General features: G+C 35.5%; 15 protein-coding genes and 1 pseudogene. 13 read left to right on the top strand and 3 right to left on the bottom strand.

Annotated features, from left to right (window positions below):
* Positions 1 to 68 precede the first annotated feature (68 nt).
* Positions 69 to 251, top strand: coding sequence for a hypothetical protein (locus AC3ISB_RS09200; RefSeq protein WP_141995123.1), 183 nt, complete (start codon positions 69 to 71; stop codon positions 249 to 251).
* A gap of 159 nt (positions 252 to 410) precedes the next feature.
* On the opposite strand, the gene AC3ISB_RS09205 is transcribed toward AC3ISB_RS09200, so the two are convergent.
* The gene (locus AC3ISB_RS09205; protein ID WP_489276141.1) at positions 411 to 869 is read right to left on the bottom strand and encodes a hypothetical protein; all 459 of its coding nucleotides are present in this window, start codon (positions 867 to 869) and stop codon (positions 411 to 413) included.
* A gap of 169 nt (positions 870 to 1,038) precedes the next feature.
* Here AC3ISB_RS09205 and AC3ISB_RS09210 point away from each other — a divergent pair, with 169 nt between their 5' ends.
* Entirely contained in the window at positions 1,039 to 1,431 is a 393-nt protein-coding gene (locus tag AC3ISB_RS09210; protein WP_201225391.1) for a hypothetical protein, read from the top strand.
* Positions 1,432 to 1,648: 217 nt separating this feature from the next.
* Here the strand turns inward: AC3ISB_RS09210 and AC3ISB_RS09215 are convergent, their stop codons facing one another.
* Positions 1,649 to 1,753, bottom strand: a complete 105-nt coding sequence (locus AC3ISB_RS09215; RefSeq protein ID WP_376111312.1) for a YjcZ family sporulation protein — start codon at positions 1,751 to 1,753, stop codon at positions 1,649 to 1,651.
* A 442-nt stretch (positions 1,754 to 2,195) separates the two neighbouring features.
* On the opposite strand from AC3ISB_RS09215, the gene AC3ISB_RS09220 reads away from it, so the two are divergent.
* Positions 2,196 to 2,687: a hypothetical protein gene (locus tag AC3ISB_RS09220; RefSeq protein WP_489276143.1), complete on the top strand. Its 492-nt coding sequence runs from the start codon at positions 2,196 to 2,198 to the stop codon at positions 2,685 to 2,687.
* 141 nt (positions 2,688 to 2,828) lie between these two features.
* On the opposite strand, the gene AC3ISB_RS09225 is transcribed toward AC3ISB_RS09220, so the two are convergent.
* Positions 2,829 to 3,686: an endonuclease/exonuclease/phosphatase family protein gene (locus tag AC3ISB_RS09225; protein WP_379148820.1), complete on the bottom strand. Its 858-nt coding sequence runs from the start codon at positions 3,684 to 3,686 to the stop codon at positions 2,829 to 2,831.
* Positions 3,687 to 3,936: 250 nt separating this feature from the next.
* Between AC3ISB_RS09225 and AC3ISB_RS09230 the strand changes: the two genes are divergently transcribed.
* From AC3ISB_RS09230 to AC3ISB_RS09275, 10 genes and pseudogenes are all read left to right on the top strand, one after another.
* Positions 3,937 to 4,512 carry a recombinase family protein gene (locus AC3ISB_RS09230; protein ID WP_480340583.1) on the top strand — a complete coding sequence of 192 codons (576 nt, stop codon included), beginning with the start codon at positions 3,937 to 3,939 and terminating at the stop codon, positions 4,510 to 4,512.
* A gap of 235 nt (positions 4,513 to 4,747) precedes the next feature.
* Positions 4,748 to 5,047, top strand: coding sequence for a hypothetical protein (locus AC3ISB_RS09235; protein ID WP_350301319.1), 300 nt, complete (start codon positions 4,748 to 4,750; stop codon positions 5,045 to 5,047).
* Positions 5,048 to 5,077: 30 nt separating this feature from the next.
* A complete protein-coding gene (locus AC3ISB_RS09240; RefSeq protein ID WP_489276146.1) occupies positions 5,078 to 5,344 on the top strand; it encodes a hypothetical protein in 267 nt (88 codons plus the stop codon).
* Between the two features lie 620 nt (positions 5,345 to 5,964).
* A complete protein-coding gene (locus tag AC3ISB_RS09245) occupies positions 5,965 to 9,105 on the top strand; it encodes a leucine-rich repeat protein (protein ID WP_489276148.1) in 3,141 nt (1,046 codons plus the stop codon).
* A 380-nt stretch (positions 9,106 to 9,485) separates the two neighbouring features.
* Complete coding sequence (locus AC3ISB_RS09250; RefSeq protein WP_489276149.1) at positions 9,486 to 9,779, top strand: hypothetical protein; 294 nt, start codon at positions 9,486 to 9,488, stop codon at positions 9,777 to 9,779.
* Between the two features lie 197 nt (positions 9,780 to 9,976).
* Positions 9,977 to 10,816 (top strand): tyrosine-type recombinase/integrase, encoded by an 840-nt coding sequence (locus AC3ISB_RS09255; protein WP_489276150.1) that lies wholly within the window; start codon positions 9,977 to 9,979, stop codon positions 10,814 to 10,816.
* 272 nt (positions 10,817 to 11,088) lie between these two features.
* Positions 11,089 to 11,193, top strand: a complete 105-nt coding sequence (locus tag AC3ISB_RS09260; protein WP_489276152.1) for a hypothetical protein — start codon at positions 11,089 to 11,091, stop codon at positions 11,191 to 11,193.
* A 151-nt stretch (positions 11,194 to 11,344) separates the two neighbouring features.
* Positions 11,345 to 11,892: pseudogene (locus tag AC3ISB_RS09265) on the top strand (GrpB family protein).
* A gap of 221 nt (positions 11,893 to 12,113) precedes the next feature.
* Positions 12,114 to 12,794 carry a DUF3885 domain-containing protein gene (locus tag AC3ISB_RS09270; RefSeq protein WP_480340578.1) on the top strand — a complete coding sequence of 227 codons (681 nt, stop codon included), beginning with the start codon at positions 12,114 to 12,116 and terminating at the stop codon, positions 12,792 to 12,794.
* Positions 12,795 to 13,300: 506 nt separating this feature from the next.
* Complete coding sequence (locus tag AC3ISB_RS09275) at positions 13,301 to 17,380, top strand: S8 family serine peptidase (protein ID WP_489276153.1); 4,080 nt, start codon at positions 13,301 to 13,303, stop codon at positions 17,378 to 17,380.
* Positions 17,381 to 17,389 lie beyond the last annotated feature (9 nt).

Below are 17,389 nucleotides of genomic sequence, written 5' to 3' on the forward strand. Positions count from 1 at the left end.
CAACCGGGATTCTCTTGCAAAAGGTATTTGGAAAGCCTTATCCTGGAAAACTAGCAGGGGTGTAATGGATGAGCGAGAAAAAGAATTACCAAGCAATCGTGGATTTCAAAGACCTTCAGGACAAGGGAAAGATTTATCGTAAAGGGGATGCATTTCCGAAACCAGGAAATAAAAAGGTTGAGGAAGAACGGTTAGAGGAACTATTGTCCTCTGAGAACATGCTGGGTAAACCAGTCATTAAAGAAATCTAAGAGTGGGCTAATGCCTGCTCTTTTTTATTAGAAGGCTCTGTTAAAGGAGTTGTTGATTTCCTTGATGAACTAACGGGGCAGGTTAGTTCAACAAGAGTTTTGAAATTAAACAATAAAAAAACCTTAATAACTGATGTCATATTAAGGCGTATAGTGCAGTTAATTTTCGTTTATTTTTTCTAATGGAAATTCTTTAACAATTTTTACACCATCTAATATTATTAAGGTAGAGTCAAAAGCCAATTTTTCTATATCTTTAATGTCTGTACCTTCTTTAATTTTGTATTCAATGTTAAATGAACCTTCATTTCCTGGGTCAATGAGTCCATCACTTCCACAACCCATTGAAATCATTTTTTTGTACTTGCTACTATTGTCCATTTCCATTTTAGTTGCTAACTTTCCATTAGGTCTTATCACCACTTCAAGCCCGTAAACATGATGCCCTGGGTAATCGAATTCACTTTTAATTTGAGTAGTACCTGTATTTTTTAATTTAATATCATAACGAAGAATATTCTCTGCTTTTATAATAGTCGTTTCAATATTTGATATTACTAACTGATTTGCACTATTGAAGCCAGTTAGGAGGAAAAATGAAAAAAGCAAAATTAACAAAGGTAACTTTCTGATGATAATGCAATCCTCTCTGTATAGAATGGTTTTATAAAATTTAGTATTGATATTTTTTTGGTAATTATTCAACTAAAGGGGCAGTTTAGTTGAAGAAGGAACTTTAACTTTATGGTATTATTTAGGAAAGAGAATTGTTGTTAGGAGGACAGTAATGGGTGGTTCGCTTGTCTTGAAAATTTTGTTGATACCGATTGTTGGCATTGGTCTTTATATTACATTTAAATATATTAGACCAATGGTACCAATACCAGGGTTTACTGTGTACAAATCCTCTGGGATAACAGTGGACTATCCTTCTGTTGATTTAGAAAATAAAGAAGTTATTGGAACAGTTTCGTTTAAAGATACAAAAATAATGACGGTAATTGTAAATGTACAATCAAATTATGTTAAGGTTGAAGGCAGTGTTGAGAATACTCGTAAGGGTCAAATTGATAGTGACTATATTGATATGGTTAAAAACCAGGCTGAATTTTTCATTGAAAACAAAATAAGTAACCCTAAAAAGTATTATGAACAGTTTATAGAAGCTGATCCTTCTTGAACTAACGGGTGCGTTAGTTGCATAAGATATGAGATCCTTGAAGATCCTAAGCGAAGGAAATTCGGGGCTTTATTTTTTCATAAAATGTATTATCATAGTTTTTCGCGTTTTGTGGTCTGGACCATAATTAGACTGTTCAAAATAGCTATTATTCCCCAGAAATAGGAATCAAATTTGAAGAAGCCGACCAATAAAGGTCGGCTTTTTTCATACTGTTTTAGCAGCAGCCTCCACCAACAAAGCTAGCTCCAACAATGATTAAGAGTATAAACAAAACGACTATAAAGGCGAAACCTCCACCAAATCCAATACCGTCTGACATACAGAAACCTCTCCTTATTTGTTTTTAAGGAGGAACTTAATTAAATGGGTTATATTACCTTATGCTCTAATTAGGAAGAAGAACACAATAGTCGGGTGGGTTAGTTCTATAAGGGGTACAGACAACATTTTGGGAAAACGTACGCTAAGGCTTCAACCGTTGATACAAAAGGGGTGTTCCGTTAGCGCTCGTTTTTTGGGACTGAACCTTAAAAAGCTACTTTTCTTTGAAAATAGCTGATTTTCAGACCCAAAACTCATTCCCAAAAACAAAGTTTCAATAATCTGGACTAATATCGTTTTTGGGAAGAGCTTAACGTACACAAAAATAGCAAAATCATTGCTGAAATTCGCTTAGCGTACAAGATTTCCGAAATGCTGGCGAGACCCCAATATGTATTTGTAGTATGATATTTGTATATTATCGTTTAGGAAGTGGTTTTTTGTTTATTGCAGTATTTCTAGCCGTTATCTTGTCCTTTCTTTCAATTTTAAATGCCAACAATATCATTGGTTTAAAGGGTAACTTATCAATAAAAAGCTTAGATATCCAAACCAAAATTCTTATGGCAACACCTATAGTTGCTCTCATTATCCTTTCAATTGTGATACTTAACTTCCACTCTTTATATCAAGAAAGAATTCCTCATGCATTGCTTGTATTAAGTATGTGGATGTTAGTGACTAATTCTATGTTCATCTATAAAAATATTAAAGATAAGAACTTAAATTTAATCACGACACTTGCATTAGGTTTCATGAGCTTTTTAGCAGCCATTTATATTACTCCTTTAGATCGCTACGATAAATTATTTAATAGCCACTATTATTTCATTCCTTTGGCAATTGGTTTAGTATTTATAACTATTACATATATAAATCTAATAAGAATCAGAAAAGTATGTTTATCAATAGAAACTAAACAAGTTGCTTAGAAAAATATATGTATACCATATACAGAACTAGTTCACATAATCACCCTTATAGGCATGAAAAAAGGATCTTCGATTAAAGATCCTTTTTGATAGCACGTTTTAAAAAAGCCCCTCGCAAAAAGCGAAGGGACCCCGAAAAAATTACTTTTCTCCATTATTAAAAGGCTCAGACCGATCCAGCACAATCGTAGTCATCACTGGAAGATGATCTGATGCAAGAGTGTCAATCACCCGGGCACCATTTGTTTCAATATTATTTGAGGTAAAAATATAATCGATTCTTTTTGTTGGGTTTTCCGCAGGAATAGTGTATGCCTCATTTTGATTTGCAAATGCATCAATATAATTGGAATACATTAGCTTCATTTCGTTACTTTCAGGTGTCGCATTCAAATCACCCATAATAACTTTTGGCCCTTTTGATTCACCGGCAATATTGATTGTTTCCTCAATTTGGATTTGGCGTTCCGCGGAAGTCAAAGCTAGATGCGTATTATAAACATGAAGATGATTACCTTTCACGTTTATGGTCACTTCCGACAGTCCTCGCTGTTCTGTATTTCCAATTTTCGGCAGCAGGTGATTTTCAGATTTTAAAATTGGGTACTTGCTTAAAATGGCTGTCCCATACTGGCGACGTGGCTCACCTTCATTTAACGGGTTGTAATCAAGGTTTGCGGCATATGTATAAAACATTCCAAGCCGGTTTGCCAGCCATTTTGCCTGATCTTGAAAGTCACTGCGGTTGGAAAAATGGTTGTCCACTTCCTGCAGACCAACAATATCGGCTTCCCCCTCTTCAATGATACGTGCAATTCGTTCCAAATCCAAAACGCCGTCTACCCCTTCGGCGTGATGAATATTATAAGACATCACATTGACATTAACCGATTTTCCGCGAGGGAATTCCTGCTCTTCGGCAAAAGCATTCCCGACTAAAGATGATAGTGACACAACTAAAACCATAACAGCCAACATGAATTTTGATACCTTTCTCATTTCATCCTCACCTCTCTTAGATCTCAAGCATAATTGTACAGGGGTAATATATAGGTTTTATTTAACTATTGTAAAAAAACAATTATATTTAGGTTATGAATTAACTTTACGAACGTGTCTAAAAATTAAAACTTTAAGACACTCTTAAAAATAGAGATAATATTTGTTTATTTATTCTTGTTTCCTGTCTAAAAGTTAGTCTATAATTTAATGTATAAAAGATTTAAGACTTATAGACAGAGGATGATACATATTGTTAATTGGTTATGCAAGGGTTTCAACTACTGGCCAGGATTTAGAAACGCAAAAAGAAATATTGGAAAATGAAGGGTGTAAAAAGCTGTTTGTTGAAAAAGTAACCGGAACAAGTACAAAACAAAGAGCTCAACTTTTTGAAGCTATTGAATTTGCACGAGAAGGAGATACATTAGTAGTAACTAAAATAGATCGTTTAGCTCGTTCTATTATGGACTTAAATAAGATAGTTCATGAATTAGCTGAAAAAGGGGTTAATGTAAGATTTGTAAAAGAAGATATGAAGTTTGATGGTTCAAACGAAGGAAACAGCTTACAAACACTGCTTTTTAATATTTTAGGTTCATTCGCACAATTTGAACGTGATCTTATTGTAGAAAGAACAACAGAAGGCCGGGAGAGAGCAAAAAGGCAAGGGAAACATATGGGAAGACCAGGGCAAGATGAAAAGACTTTAAAACGGGCTATCAAGCTATATAATGAACGTGAAACAAACGGAATGAGTGTAAATGACATAGTAAAAACTACAGGAGTTCCACGTTCCACGTTATATGCAAAAATTAGGGAATAGGGTTGCTATGGCAGCCCTGGTTAGTTGAATAAGCTTAGTGTATTCACAAAGCGCCATAACAACTGATGGAACCTTGCTAGGATTGGTTTTTTATATAGCTCAAAATTTGATAACAGTACTCTTCTCAGCCGGATTGCTTTTTAGAGTGTTTCTATGATTAATCTAAATATTTTACAGAGATTATTCCCTTTTCCATTTAGGTAAATTTTGGTAATATGGAGGTAGGGGTGATATTTTGGAAAACCAAAAAGTTAATAAACAAGCAGCTATACCAATGATATTGACTGTAGTTTTAGTGATTGCTGCACTACTGGTTTTTTATATCGGCAGATTTTTCCCAAACTCGGACTTAAGGATACCCATTTTTTTATTTTTTATAATTGATATTGGATTTTTAGTAGCTCTGATTTTGGGAATCAAGACAAAGCAATTTGGTATAAGAGTAATCAGTGTTATATCGAATAGCATATTTTTTATCGCTTTAACTCTTTTTACTTTGGCCCTAACTTTAGCCTATGGGATTTCGGAACCATAAAAGGAATTATGAGAATAGGAGACAATAATAATGAGAAGAAATTTAGGTCTTATATCTGTTTTTATATTTATCCTAACCATCTGCCTCTATGCTGTTAGTATATATTCTGGAATAGAAATTTTGCCTGGTAAATTAACATTGGCCATACTGATCTTAGTGCCAATTGTAGGAATCGTTGTTTCATTAATGGCCAAAAAAAGTGTTTCAAAATTGATTGGTTTAGTCGGGAATAGTTTTGTAGTTTTAATTGCTGGAATCCTTCCGTTAGTTGCTTCTTTATTTTGGAATTCACCTTGATTCTAAAAAAAGTGTGCCTAGGTAAACCCTGGACACACTTTTTTTCCTTTTTGGCAATTAGCAAAGCAATCCTCGTGGGGCCAATTAGTGGAATAACACTAATTAAAATGGATATATATGTTAAAGTATATAGCGAAGAATGTGAAGAAATGTACTTAAACTAACGGGTGCGTTAGCTGAAGATCGGAGCTGTCTTTAAGGCAGCTCTTTTCTTATGGAACTATCGGGGCAGGTTAGCTCAACAAGAACGCCAAAGGCGTTAGATGTGAGAAAGGTATGAAGTAAGTGGTTATAGAAAAAGTTTTACAAGAATACATAAAGGCCTGTATTGAATATGGAGTAGGTACACAAGAAGGTAATTATAAAAAAACGAATAAAGCCTATGACAATTTTATTAGTTCATAGAATAAGCATGTTTCCACTTGAATAGATTTTGCTTTTCCATACTGATCACGCACCTTTTATAGAGTAATCATATCAGTATGTCAAAGCTTAGAAGATTACTTGCAGATAGTTTGGGATTTTTGCACTAGAACCTAGTAATGTGTATCCCTATTTTGTATAGTAGTATAGTTGGTTTTAAACGATTTAGTATTGATTTCAAAAAAGGAGAGGATTCAATGAAACTTATATTTAAGATAATAGTATTATCTACATTGTTATTGAGTTTTATACCAATTTCAATGATTCAGGCATCTGCGGAAACACTACAAGAAGGTGATTTCAAATATAATGTTTTAAATGGAACAGTTGAAATTGTAGATTACTTTGGAGACGCTAAAAACGTGGAAATTCCAAGTAAACTGAATGAAATGCCAGTAACAAGTATTGGAAATTATGCTTTTAGTAGTAATCAATTAAAAAGTGTAATCATCCCAAATAGTGTGACAAGTATAGGGAATGGTGCATTTCGCCATAATGAATTAACAAATATAACAATTCCAAAAAGTATCACTAAGATAGGGAATGAAGCATTTAGTGCTAATCAATTAACAAGTGTAACCATCCCAGAAAGTGTAACTAGTATAGAGTATTATGCATTTCGTTCTAATCAACTAACAAGTGTAATCATCCCGGAAAGTGTGACTAAGATAGGAGAAGGTGCATTTAGTAGTAACAAACTAACAAGTGTAGCCATCCCGGATAATGTGACTAGTATAGGGGAAGGTGCATTTATTTGGAATCAATTAACAAGTGTAACCATCCCAAAAAGTGTGACAAGTATAGGAGATAGTGCATTTAGTAGTAATCAACTAACAAGAGTGACCATCCCAGAAGGTGTAACTAGTATAGGAAATTATGCATTTAGTGATAATCACCTAACAGGTATAACCATCCCGAAAAGTGTAACTAGTTTAGGGTCATCTGCATTTAGCGATAATCACCTAACAAGTGTAATTATCCCGAAAAGTGTAACTAGTTTAGGATCATCTGCATTTAGTGATAATCACCTAACAAGTGTAACCATCCCAAATAGTATGACAAGTATAGGGAATGATGTATTTGGTGGTAATCAATTAACAAGCGTAACCATTCCGAATAGTGTAACAAGTATAGGAGATAGTGCATTTCGTTCTAATAAATTAGCAAGTGTAACCATTCCAAATAGTGTGAACAAGATAGGGAGTGAAGCATTTCGTGGTAATCAATTAACGAGTGTAACCATTCCGAATAGCGTGACAAGTATAGGTGAAAGTGCATTTTATTCTAATCAATTAAAAAGTGTAACCATCCCAGAAAGTGTGACTAAGATAGGGGAATCTGCATTTTTTTCAAATCAATTAACAAGTATAACCATTCCGAAAAGTGTAACAAGTATCGAGGATTATGCATTTGCTTTGAACCAATTAACAAATGTAACTCTCCCGAATAGCGTAACGAGTATCGGGGATCATTCATTTCATTGGAATCAACTAACAAGTATAACCATTCCGAACAGTGTAACGAGTATCGGGAATCATGCATTTCATTCGAATCAACTAACAAGTGCAACCATTCCGAACAGTGTGACAAGAATAGGGTCTTATGCATTTCAGGATAATCACCTAACAAGTGTAACCATTCCAAACAGTGTGACTAGTATTGAATCTCATACATTTAGTGAAAATCAATTAACGAGAGTAACCATCCCGGAAGGCGTGACAAGTATAGGGGGGATGGCATTTCATTCGAATCAACTAACAAGTGTAACCATTCCAAGCAGTGTGACTAGTATAGGGATTTATGCATTTCAGGATAATCAACTAACAAGAGTAACCATCCCGGAAAGAGTGACTAGGATAGGGTCATCTGCATTTGAGGATAATCAACTAACAAGTGTAACTATTCCAAATGGTGTGACTAGTATTGAATCTGATACATTTAGTAGAAATCAATTAACAAATGTAACCATCCCGGAAGGCGTGACAAGTATAGGGGATGGAGCATTTAGTGATAATCAACTAACAAGAGTAACCATCCCAGAAAGTGTGACTAGAATAGGATATTATACATTTAGTAGAAATCAACTAACAAATGTAACCATCCCGGAAGGCGTGACAAGAATAGGGGATGGGGCATTTAAGGATAATCAATTAAAAAGTGTAACCATCCCGAAAAGTCTAACGAGTATGGGGAGAGCTCCTTTTGGAAGTACTGAGGAAAACCACTTATTTGTCTGGTATTTAGACAGAAATTACACAACAGTTTGGGATCAATCTACAACAGGTGTAACGATATATGCTAAATGGTTGTATCCACCTGTATTTGAAGGGGTAGAAGCTGTAACAATTAAACTAGGAGATGGATTTGATGTTACAAAAGGCGTGATTGCAACAGATATAGAAGATGGAGAATTGACATCAAGTATAGAAGTTGCCGGAAGTGTGGACCCAATGAAGGTGGGCAGCTACACCTTAACGTACAAGGTGACGGATAGTGATGGATATACAACAGAGGTTAAAAGACAAGTGAGAGTAAGAAGTAATGATAAGCCTATGATCAAAGGGACCAAAGCTGCAACAATCAAAGTAGGAGATAGCTTTGATATTAAAAATGGTGTGACTGCAACAGATACAGAAGATGGAGAACTGACATCAAGTATAGAAGTTGCCGGAAGTGTGAACTCGACGAAGGTGGGTAGCTACACCTTAACGTACAAGGTAATGGACAGTGATGGAAACACTGTAAATATAGAAAGACATGTAACGGTAAACCCTGCTCAAGTAAAAAGCTTAAAAGTATCTAGCAGAGGGACAAACTCTTTAAAACTGATATGGACAAAACAAAGTGAAGTCACAGGCTATAAAATCTATCAGTATGATAGTAAGGGTAAACTGTTAAAGACAATTACAAGTAACGCGAGCAGTTATACAATTAGCAAACTAAGTGCCGGAACAACGTATCAATATAAAGTTCGTTCATATAAAACCGTAGGGAAAACAAATTATTATGGATCCTACAGCAGTGTTCTCACTTCTACAACAAATCCGGCTACTGTTACATTATCGAGTGTTAAAAAGAGTAGCTCAACAAGTATGAAAGTGAACTGGAAGGAGATTTCTACTTCTACAGGGTACCAAATTCAGTATTCTACTAGCAGCAAGTTTACTAGTAGTACAACAAAGAATGTGACAATCACAAACAAAAATACCGTATCTAAAACAATAAACTCTTTAAAAAAGGGTGAAAAATATTATGTTCGATTAAAAGCGTACAAAACATTGTCAGGAACAAAATATTATGGCTCTTGGAGTTCTGTAAAAAGTATAACTATAAAATAAATATAAAAAAGGATTATAGAAAGATATTGACAACCTATTAGCTGGTATTGTTTAAGTAAAATTGAGTGTTTTTAGGGCTGATCCAGATTTTAATTATTCCATAAAAGGGCGCATTTCCGGAATAGGAAAAGCGTCCTTTTTGCACGAAAGGGCCATTTAACGGAGGAAGAATCTTAAGAAATATTGAATACTTATGGTAATGCTAGTATGGTGTTTGTGAAAGATTGTACTTAAAGTAACGGGTGCGTTAGCTGAAGATCGGAGCTGTCTTTAAGGCAGCTTTTTCTTATGCAACTATCGGGGCAGGTTAGTTGACGAAGACCCGTTTACTTTATGGTATAGTTTATTAAATTCAGTTTGTAGTTTATGGGGGAAATTTAGTGTCAAATAAGTTGAAATATGTAATGGGATTGTTTTTTGAAAAAAGAGAAAGTACTAAACGTACTAAACCATTTATACTGATTAGTTATTTAATGAGGATATTAATGGGCTTAATTTTAATATTAGTTATAATTAATGATTTTAATTTTAATTTCATTAAATATATAATTCTTTTATTAGGAATTGGTTCAATAATAGATGGATTTGAAAGTTTTTTAAAAAAGGAAAATAAGAGGCAGATGTTATTAGATTTTGGTATTGCTTTTATATGGTTCGTAGTATTTTTGGTATAGCATTTATAAGTGGTTCGTAATGTTTTTTATGGAACTAACAGGTGCGTTAGCTGAAGATTGAAGCCTGTTTTAAGGCAGTTTTTCTTCTTTAGCTAACAGGTGTTATTGCTTAATATAAAAATCTACTAATCTAGTATAATAGTTCTTCTTTTGTCTATACTGTCAATTAATAGGGTATAGATTGGAGAGAAACAAATATGATCTTAACTGATGTATGGGGTTTATATAAGGCAGATAAGCAAATCCAAGGTTATTCTCCACAAACATTAAAGGCCTATTACGTCCAATTTAACTTGTTGGTGAATAGTTTTGGAAATATATCCATTCAAGAACTTTCAACTAATTCTCTTAAAGTTTATCTCGGAAAAGCAGCTGAAAAGCTTAAGCCATCCAGTCTGGGTCACAGAATTCGATTTATTAAATCTTTATTTAGATGGGCTCAGGATGAAAATTTAATTAATGGAAATCCTGCTTCCAAAATCAAGGAACCAAAATTAGAATTAAGGGTTCCAAAATACTTGTCTGAAGAAGAAATTGAACATTTGCGGGAAGCATGTCATACAACATTCGAAAATGCTTTATTTGAGTTTATGTATTCAACAGGATGCAGAATTGGTGAAGCAATAACTCTAGATAAGGCCTCAATCAACTTCTCTAATCAATCAGCAATCGTTTTAGGTAAAGGGCGTAAAGAACGAGAAGTATATTTCAATACTCGTTGTGAAATATGGTTGAAGCGATATTTAAGTGAGCGAAAAGATCATGAGGAAGCACTATTTGTGACAACACGCGCACCCCATCGAATGAGTATTTCTCAAGCGAGGAACATTTTAAAACTGGTAGCAAAGAGAACGGACATAAAAAAGAGCATTCATCCCCACCAGCTTAGACATAGTTACGCTACAAATTTATTAAATAATGGAGCCCCTCTAGAAGTGATTCAAAATTTAATGGGTCATGAAAAAAGTGAAACCACAAAAATTTATGCATATCTAAGTGGTGCAATGCGGAGAGACTTGTATAGAAAGTATTTTTAAGGGACCAAGGGTCCTTTTTATTTTGTTGTTCTTAATAAACTATCGGGGCAGGATAGTGAAAGAAGGAATTTCCATTTTCACACAAATGAAAAGGTGTCAAATGGTATGATTGAAAAAGAAATTGTACAGAACTTAATTTTTAGGGGGAAATATATTCTTGAAAATGGTTAGAATTATCTTAACAATAGTGGTTATTGTTCTATCAGGGTTATAGTCTAATAACTCAAACCTTTGAGTTATTTCCATATTATATGTTTTTCCTTGGGGCACTTATGTTGGTGACAGGATTAGCCGAACTTCAAAAAGACAGAAAAGGATTTTGGGGGTATATGAATATTGCTATCTCTTTATTTATTTTCTTTTCTTTGCTTCCATAAAGGCTTTCTTAATGAACTAACGGGTGCGTTAGCTGAAGATCGGAGCTGTCTTTAAGGCAGCTTTTTCTTTTATCGAGGCAGGTTTGTAAAAGAATGCAGGTACTAAGATTTTTCTGAAACTGAAAAAATTAAAATCTTGAGGGAGAGTAAAATGAAAGATATTCATGATGAAAGCACATGGCCCGTTTGGGCTAATGAGACAATAGACATTGTCGAACCAAATCCCAAGTGGGTAGAAAAAGGTAATCAGGAAAAAGCACTTCTTCTTATTCTTCTTTCAACTTTCGGCATAACGGAAATTCAACATTATGGAAGTACATCTATTCCAAATTTACCAGCTAAACCAATCATTGATTTAATGGCTAAAATTGATTCATTTCAAAAAATAAAAGAAATATCTTCATTGTTAGCTAATCACGACTGGAATTATGTACCACCTAACATAGACAATCGACCTTGGCAAAGATTTTTTGTGAAAGTAATTAACGACAAACGAGTAGTACATTTACATATTTTACTTGAGGGAGAGAAGAACGGTGGGATAATCAGCTACTTTTTCGTGATTTATTACGGACTAATCAGCAGTTTATTGATGAATACGCTATTCTTAAAAGAAATTTAGCAAAAAAATATAGCAATGATCGTGAAGCGTACACTAAAGAAAAAACAGAATTTATCAATTATGTTCTTAAATCTTAGTTGCGAACTAATATAAGTTTGTGAAGAAATGTACTTAAACTAACAGGTGCTTTACTTCAATAAGGAAGGTTGCTGAGGCAACCTTTTTCTTATGGCACTAACGGGGCAGGATAGTTTAAGATGAAATGCTGTATTATTTTCACTTTAACTATTTATGTATAAAAATCCAAACCTTTTTCGGATATCTTGAATTCGATGTAAACGAAAGCGAGAATGAGTAAATGAATATAATGGACTATCTTAATGGAAGTTTTCCAACTGTCGAATTAGTCCCAAGCATTTATTCTCAATGGGACATTGGCATTCACTTTTCACTTGGTGGGGAAATCTATCAATTCAAAGAAAATGATGAACTCAATCTTGAACGATTTCGTCTAGTATATAAGCAAACCTCCACAATTTTTAATGAATTGTTTGAGCAAAATGACGACTTGTTCCTTGTAACGAATGTATATAAGCACAAAACAAAAGAGAAACGTACAAGAAAACTGAAGGTATACCAGCCGTTTCTGAAGTGTAAAAATAATTTGAATCGAATTCAGGTGAAAACTTACCCTTATCCCTTCGAGTTGGACGAAGCAGAAGAATTTGAGATGCAACAATTTTCCTTGCTGTGTAAACGAGAAGACATACGTGTAAATGAATTACTTAAGGCAGCGAGTAATGAGGATTTTCCATTGAAACCAAAGTTTGGGAGATACTCCATTGCTTATCCTGATGTTTTCTTTGTGAACATCACAAAAGACATTATTTTCTTTGTCTACGACGACCGAGGGTGCGAAGTCATAGCCCGTGAAGCAGACCAGATACGTCCACTTTATGAGAAATACTATGATTGGGTAGAAGAAGTTGATAGAAAAAGGATTGAAAAAGGGTTAGGAGAAAGAGGATTAAAAAACTAAAAATGACCAAAGAAAGTTTCATCTAATTTCTCTTGTTGAACTAACGGGTGCTTTACTTTAAAAAGGGAGTTGCTTCGGCAGCTCTTTTTCTTATGTAGCTAAAGGCAGGTTAGTTCAACAATGCTGTTTGATCTTTGTTCAACAATTGGGCCTGATAATAGAATAACACTTGGAAGTTAATTTGGATATTTTCGGGAATAAACCTTTTTGCTGCAACTTAAGTATAGACCTTCCCCTCCTCAACTCACTCAATGGAATTCATATTTTCTTATTTTACTAAAGAAAACCCCAATTTATAAAAATGGATTCAGGTCTTTTTAACTAATTTTCTCAGGGATAATGCTTTTTTTATAACATTTTTTAAATAAGTAGGTATAAAGCACTTTAAAATTAACCCAATAGCAATCCAATAGAAAAGCAATTAATATTATTGTATGAATATTTTAAATTTTTAGAAAGGGATATTTTTCGGAAACCTTCTATTTAACTAAGAAAGTAGGGAACATATGAAAATTCATTCATTCATTAAACGAACAGCGGCGATTACGCTGTCAGCTGGCTTGCTGCTATCATCAGCAAACACGCCTTTCATTCCTTATGCAAATGCAGCGAATATAAAGGCAGAAGACGTCTTGGCTTCGTTGACAAGTGAACAACGAAAAGCGTTAAATAAACTTGAAATGACAGATAATGTCGGATTGCAAGGATTTAAAATGGAAGAGTTAAAAAAGGATAAAGAAATCTCGGTCATCGTCCAGTTTAAATCAAAGCCGGGAAAAGTTGCAGTCTTGGATGCGAATGTAAAAGGAAAGGAGCTTTCTAAAAAACATGCGGATGATCAAGTAGAAAAGGAACATGCTCAGTTTAATAAAGACATTCAATCGATTCTTCCATCTACTAATCTTAGAAGCAAGAAAACAGGTCATAAAATCACTTCTACCTTTAAGACCGTTTATAACGGGGTAGCTATGAAGCTGCCAGCTAATCAGGTAGAGCAGCTTTTACAATCCGAAGTCGTAAAAGCAGTATATAAAGATGTAGAATTTAAGGTCGATCCGATCGCTATGGGAGAGAAATCAGCCCCTGGTACATCCGTTGAAAGTATTCCATATTTAAAAATTGACCAGCTGCACAATGAAGGTATTACAGGAAAAGGAATCAAAGTTGGGGTTCTTGATACAGGGATTGATTACAACCACCCTGATTTGAAGGATGCCTATAAGGGCGGTTACGATTTAGTTGATCAAGATAATGATCCAATGGAGGCAACGTACAAGGATTGGCAAGCGTCGGGGCAACCAGAATTTAGCTGGTCCGGTTCTTCCTATTATACTTCCCATGGAACACATGTCGCAGGTACCATTGCTGGACAAGGAACGAATGCAGAGGTTTCTGTGAAAGGTGTGGCTCCTGATGTGGATTTATATGCGTATCGTGTTCTTGGACCATATGGCTCAGGATCATCTGAAGGGGTCATTGCAGGTATAGAAAAAGCTGTAAACGATGGCATGGATGTTATCAACCTTTCCCTCGGATCGGACATCAATGATCCTTATGATCCAACCAGTACTGCCATTAACTATGCTGTCCTTAATGATGTAACAGCAGTTGTAGCAGCTGGAAATGCAGGATCAGATGATTATACATTAGGTTCACCTGGCTCAGCAGCACTTGCTTTGACAGTCGGGGCGAGTGATGTGCCGATGGCGGTTTCTACTTTCAGTGGGAAAATCGGAAATAAAGATTCGATCGAACTTGTTAGTTTGGCACGCCACTATTCAGACCAATTAAAGGAATGGGAAGGGAAATCCTATGAGGTAGTAAATGTCGGTTTAGGAAATGGCTCTGATTATTCCGGCAAGGATGTAAAAGGGAAAATTGCACTTGTGGAACGCGGAGAATTCGCCTTAGCGGAAAAGGTCAGCAATGCGAAACAAAATGGAGCAGCCGCCGTCCTTCTTTATAACAATGTGGAAGGGCAGATTAATGCAAATCTTGGTGAGTCCGTTGACTTTGTGCCGTCATTTTCTTTAACAAAAGAAGCGGGAGAAAGCATTAAAGCACAGATTCAAGCAGGTGAAGCGAATTTTACTTTCTCCAAATACGCGGATAAACAGACAGAAGGTGACCACTTAGCGGACTTTAGCTCAAGAGGCCCGGCAAGAGAAACATACGATATGAAGCCAGAAGTGACGGCACCGGGAGTAAGTGTTCTCTCAACAATCCCTTCTTATATGGTGGACGCTGAACATCAAGAAAACTATCAATATGCATATTCAAGATATTCTGGAACATCTATGGCTACTCCTCATACAGCGGGGATTGCAGCACTCATGCTTCAAGCGAATCCGCAATTAGAGCCGGAAGATATTAAAGCCGTTCTAATGAATACGGCAGATCCTCTCAACGGAGACTACAGTGTATTTGAAGTTGGAGCAGGAAGAGTTGATCCATACCAAGCTGTGTATAGTGGAACAAGCTTCAAAATTAACGATAAAACATTTGTTCCAGGTGTTGAGGAATTAATCAAGGTAAAAGAATTGACGGGCGGACTCAGCTTTGATGTTCACTATGCAGATAAAAAGCTAAATCTAAAAAAATCAATCACTATTGAAAATAATGATAAAGTAAACAAAACATTCAGTGTATCTGTAACTGAATCGAATGGTTCAAACAGCTTGAAGGAAAACGGAGTGGAGTTGGATATTCCAAGCAAAATTTCTGTAAAAAGTGAAGACTTCAAAAAAGTAACACCACGTTTGCTTATTCCTAAGAAAGCAAAAGATGGAATTTACGAAGGTTATATTACATTAACAAACAATGCGAATTCATCAGAGCAGTATCGGATTCCTTTCAGCTTCCGAACAATGGAAGATGGGTTTAATAAGGTTGGACTACTAAATCCTGCCTATTCCCCAAGTTATTTAAACCAAGTAGGATGGGATCCTATGCGTACTCCATTTGTATTTGCTGATTTTAACCTTCGTGCACCAATGGAAAAAATGGATGTCGTTCTTCAAGATGGCAAAACAGGAAAGGACCTCGGGTTGGTCGGAACAATAAATTTAGAAAACGCTTATGACAATGTAGATTATGGATTAAATGCATTTAATGGAACTTATTATGAGTTTACAGGAAACTCAAAACAGCCCATTTCGGAAGAAGCAAGTTATGTGCAACCGGGACATTACAAGTTGAAATTCATTGGTACAGGTACTTCCGGGAAGGTTACAACTGAAACGCAGCATTTGTTCATCGATCTCGATGCACCGAGCTTCAAAAGTTCACTTGATGGAAAATCTCCATTTATTGAATATAAGCCAGGTCAAGAAACATATCCATTCGAAATTCAAATCACAGATCCAACCGTTGACGAACTAAAGAAATTGGGCGTAAATATCGATCAATCATCGAACTCGATGGTGTATTACTGGGGTCAAGGTGGTTTCCCTTCTACGCCAATTCCAATGGATAAAGAAGGAAAGTTTGTCGAAGAAATCGCTCTGGATGAATCCATCCCAGCACTTCAATTCCGCATGAATGGTTATGATATGGCAGGAAACAAACCAGCTACAAAGCAATATTACTTTGTAAAAGAAGGTACACCTGTCGCGTATGCTATTGGCGAAAAGTATGAGGTGAAAACAGGCGATACGGTAAAAGCAACGCTATCATTAGATAACCTAAACGCAGTGTCAAAGGCGGAATGGAACTTTAATGGTGACGGAGACTTTGACAGAGGTTTAGATAGCGTAGAGTTAGTTGATGCGAAGCTTCACAGCAAATTCTCGGACAAAGCCTCTTTAACGATTAAAGACAAGGTCGTTACTGTCCAATTTAATGAAGAGAGTAAAGCATTAGACCATGCAAAAGTCGTTGAGGTTACGTTAAAGGTTCAGGATGATCAATATACCCTTGGAGCAGCGATTAATCCGATTGTGAGCGTAATGGATGCTAATAATCAGACAAGCAGTGTGTTAAAATCTGATTTAAGTTGGAAGGTTAACCCTCAATTCTCAATGGCTAGAGGTTATGTCACTCCGCAAGGATTTAAAAATGAAGATGGTACTGTTACAGAGAAAAGGGATTGGAGCAAGGTTGGCGGTACAGTGAAAATCTTTGATTCAGAAGGAAATGAGTTCGATGCGACATCAACGGTAGAAGAAAATGGACAATATGTATTCAACAAGCTGCCGTTAAGCACAAATGCCTTCACAATTGAAATGAAAGTCCCAGGCCACTTTGTCACGAAAGAAAAACTAAATTCTGGTATAGGTTTTGAGCACAATGGTGAGTTATTCGGTCAAAATCGCTGGATACCTGCCCTTGATATTACTGCAGGTGATGTAAACCAAGACAATGTCATTGATGTTCTAGATGCGATTGAAATTCAAAATGCATGGAAAACAAAGAAGCGTGCAGCGGATATCACCTTTGATGGAATAGTTGATGCTAAAGATATGAAATATGTTCAAACAAACTATCTCAAGCAAAATGAGCATGTCGATAATGCTCCAAAACCAAAGAAAATATATAAAGGTAAGACATTAGAATCAATTTTAGTTGAGTTGGGAATACAGCCATAACGATTAAAA

Source organism: Peribacillus sp. GL_122 (assembly GCF_057835005.1).

Coding starts and splice junctions, on each gene's coding strand:
- AC3ISB_RS09200 (WP_141995123.1), top strand. CDS start 69: ATGAGCGAGAAAAAGAATTACCAAGCAATCGTGGATTTCAAAGACCTT.
- AC3ISB_RS09210 (WP_201225391.1), top strand. CDS start 1,039: ATGGGTGGTTCGCTTGTCTTGAAAATTTTGTTGATACCGATTGTTGGC.
- AC3ISB_RS09215 (WP_376111312.1), bottom strand. CDS start 1,753: ATGTCAGACGGTATTGGATTTGGTGGAGGTTTCGCCTTTATAGTCGTT.
- AC3ISB_RS09225 (WP_379148820.1), bottom strand. CDS start 3,686: ATGAGAAAGGTATCAAAATTCATGTTGGCTGTTATGGTTTTAGTTGTG.
- AC3ISB_RS09240 (WP_489276146.1), top strand. CDS start 5,078: ATGAGAAGAAATTTAGGTCTTATATCTGTTTTTATATTTATCCTAACC.
- AC3ISB_RS09245 (WP_489276148.1), top strand. CDS start 5,965: ATGAAACTTATATTTAAGATAATAGTATTATCTACATTGTTATTGAGT.
- AC3ISB_RS09255 (WP_489276150.1), top strand. CDS start 9,977: ATGATCTTAACTGATGTATGGGGTTTATATAAGGCAGATAAGCAAATC.
- AC3ISB_RS09260 (WP_489276152.1), top strand. CDS start 11,089: ATGTTGGTGACAGGATTAGCCGAACTTCAAAAAGACAGAAAAGGATTT.
- AC3ISB_RS09270 (WP_480340578.1), top strand. CDS start 12,114: ATGAATATAATGGACTATCTTAATGGAAGTTTTCCAACTGTCGAATTA.
- AC3ISB_RS09275 (WP_489276153.1), top strand. CDS start 13,301: ATGAAAATTCATTCATTCATTAAACGAACAGCGGCGATTACGCTGTCA.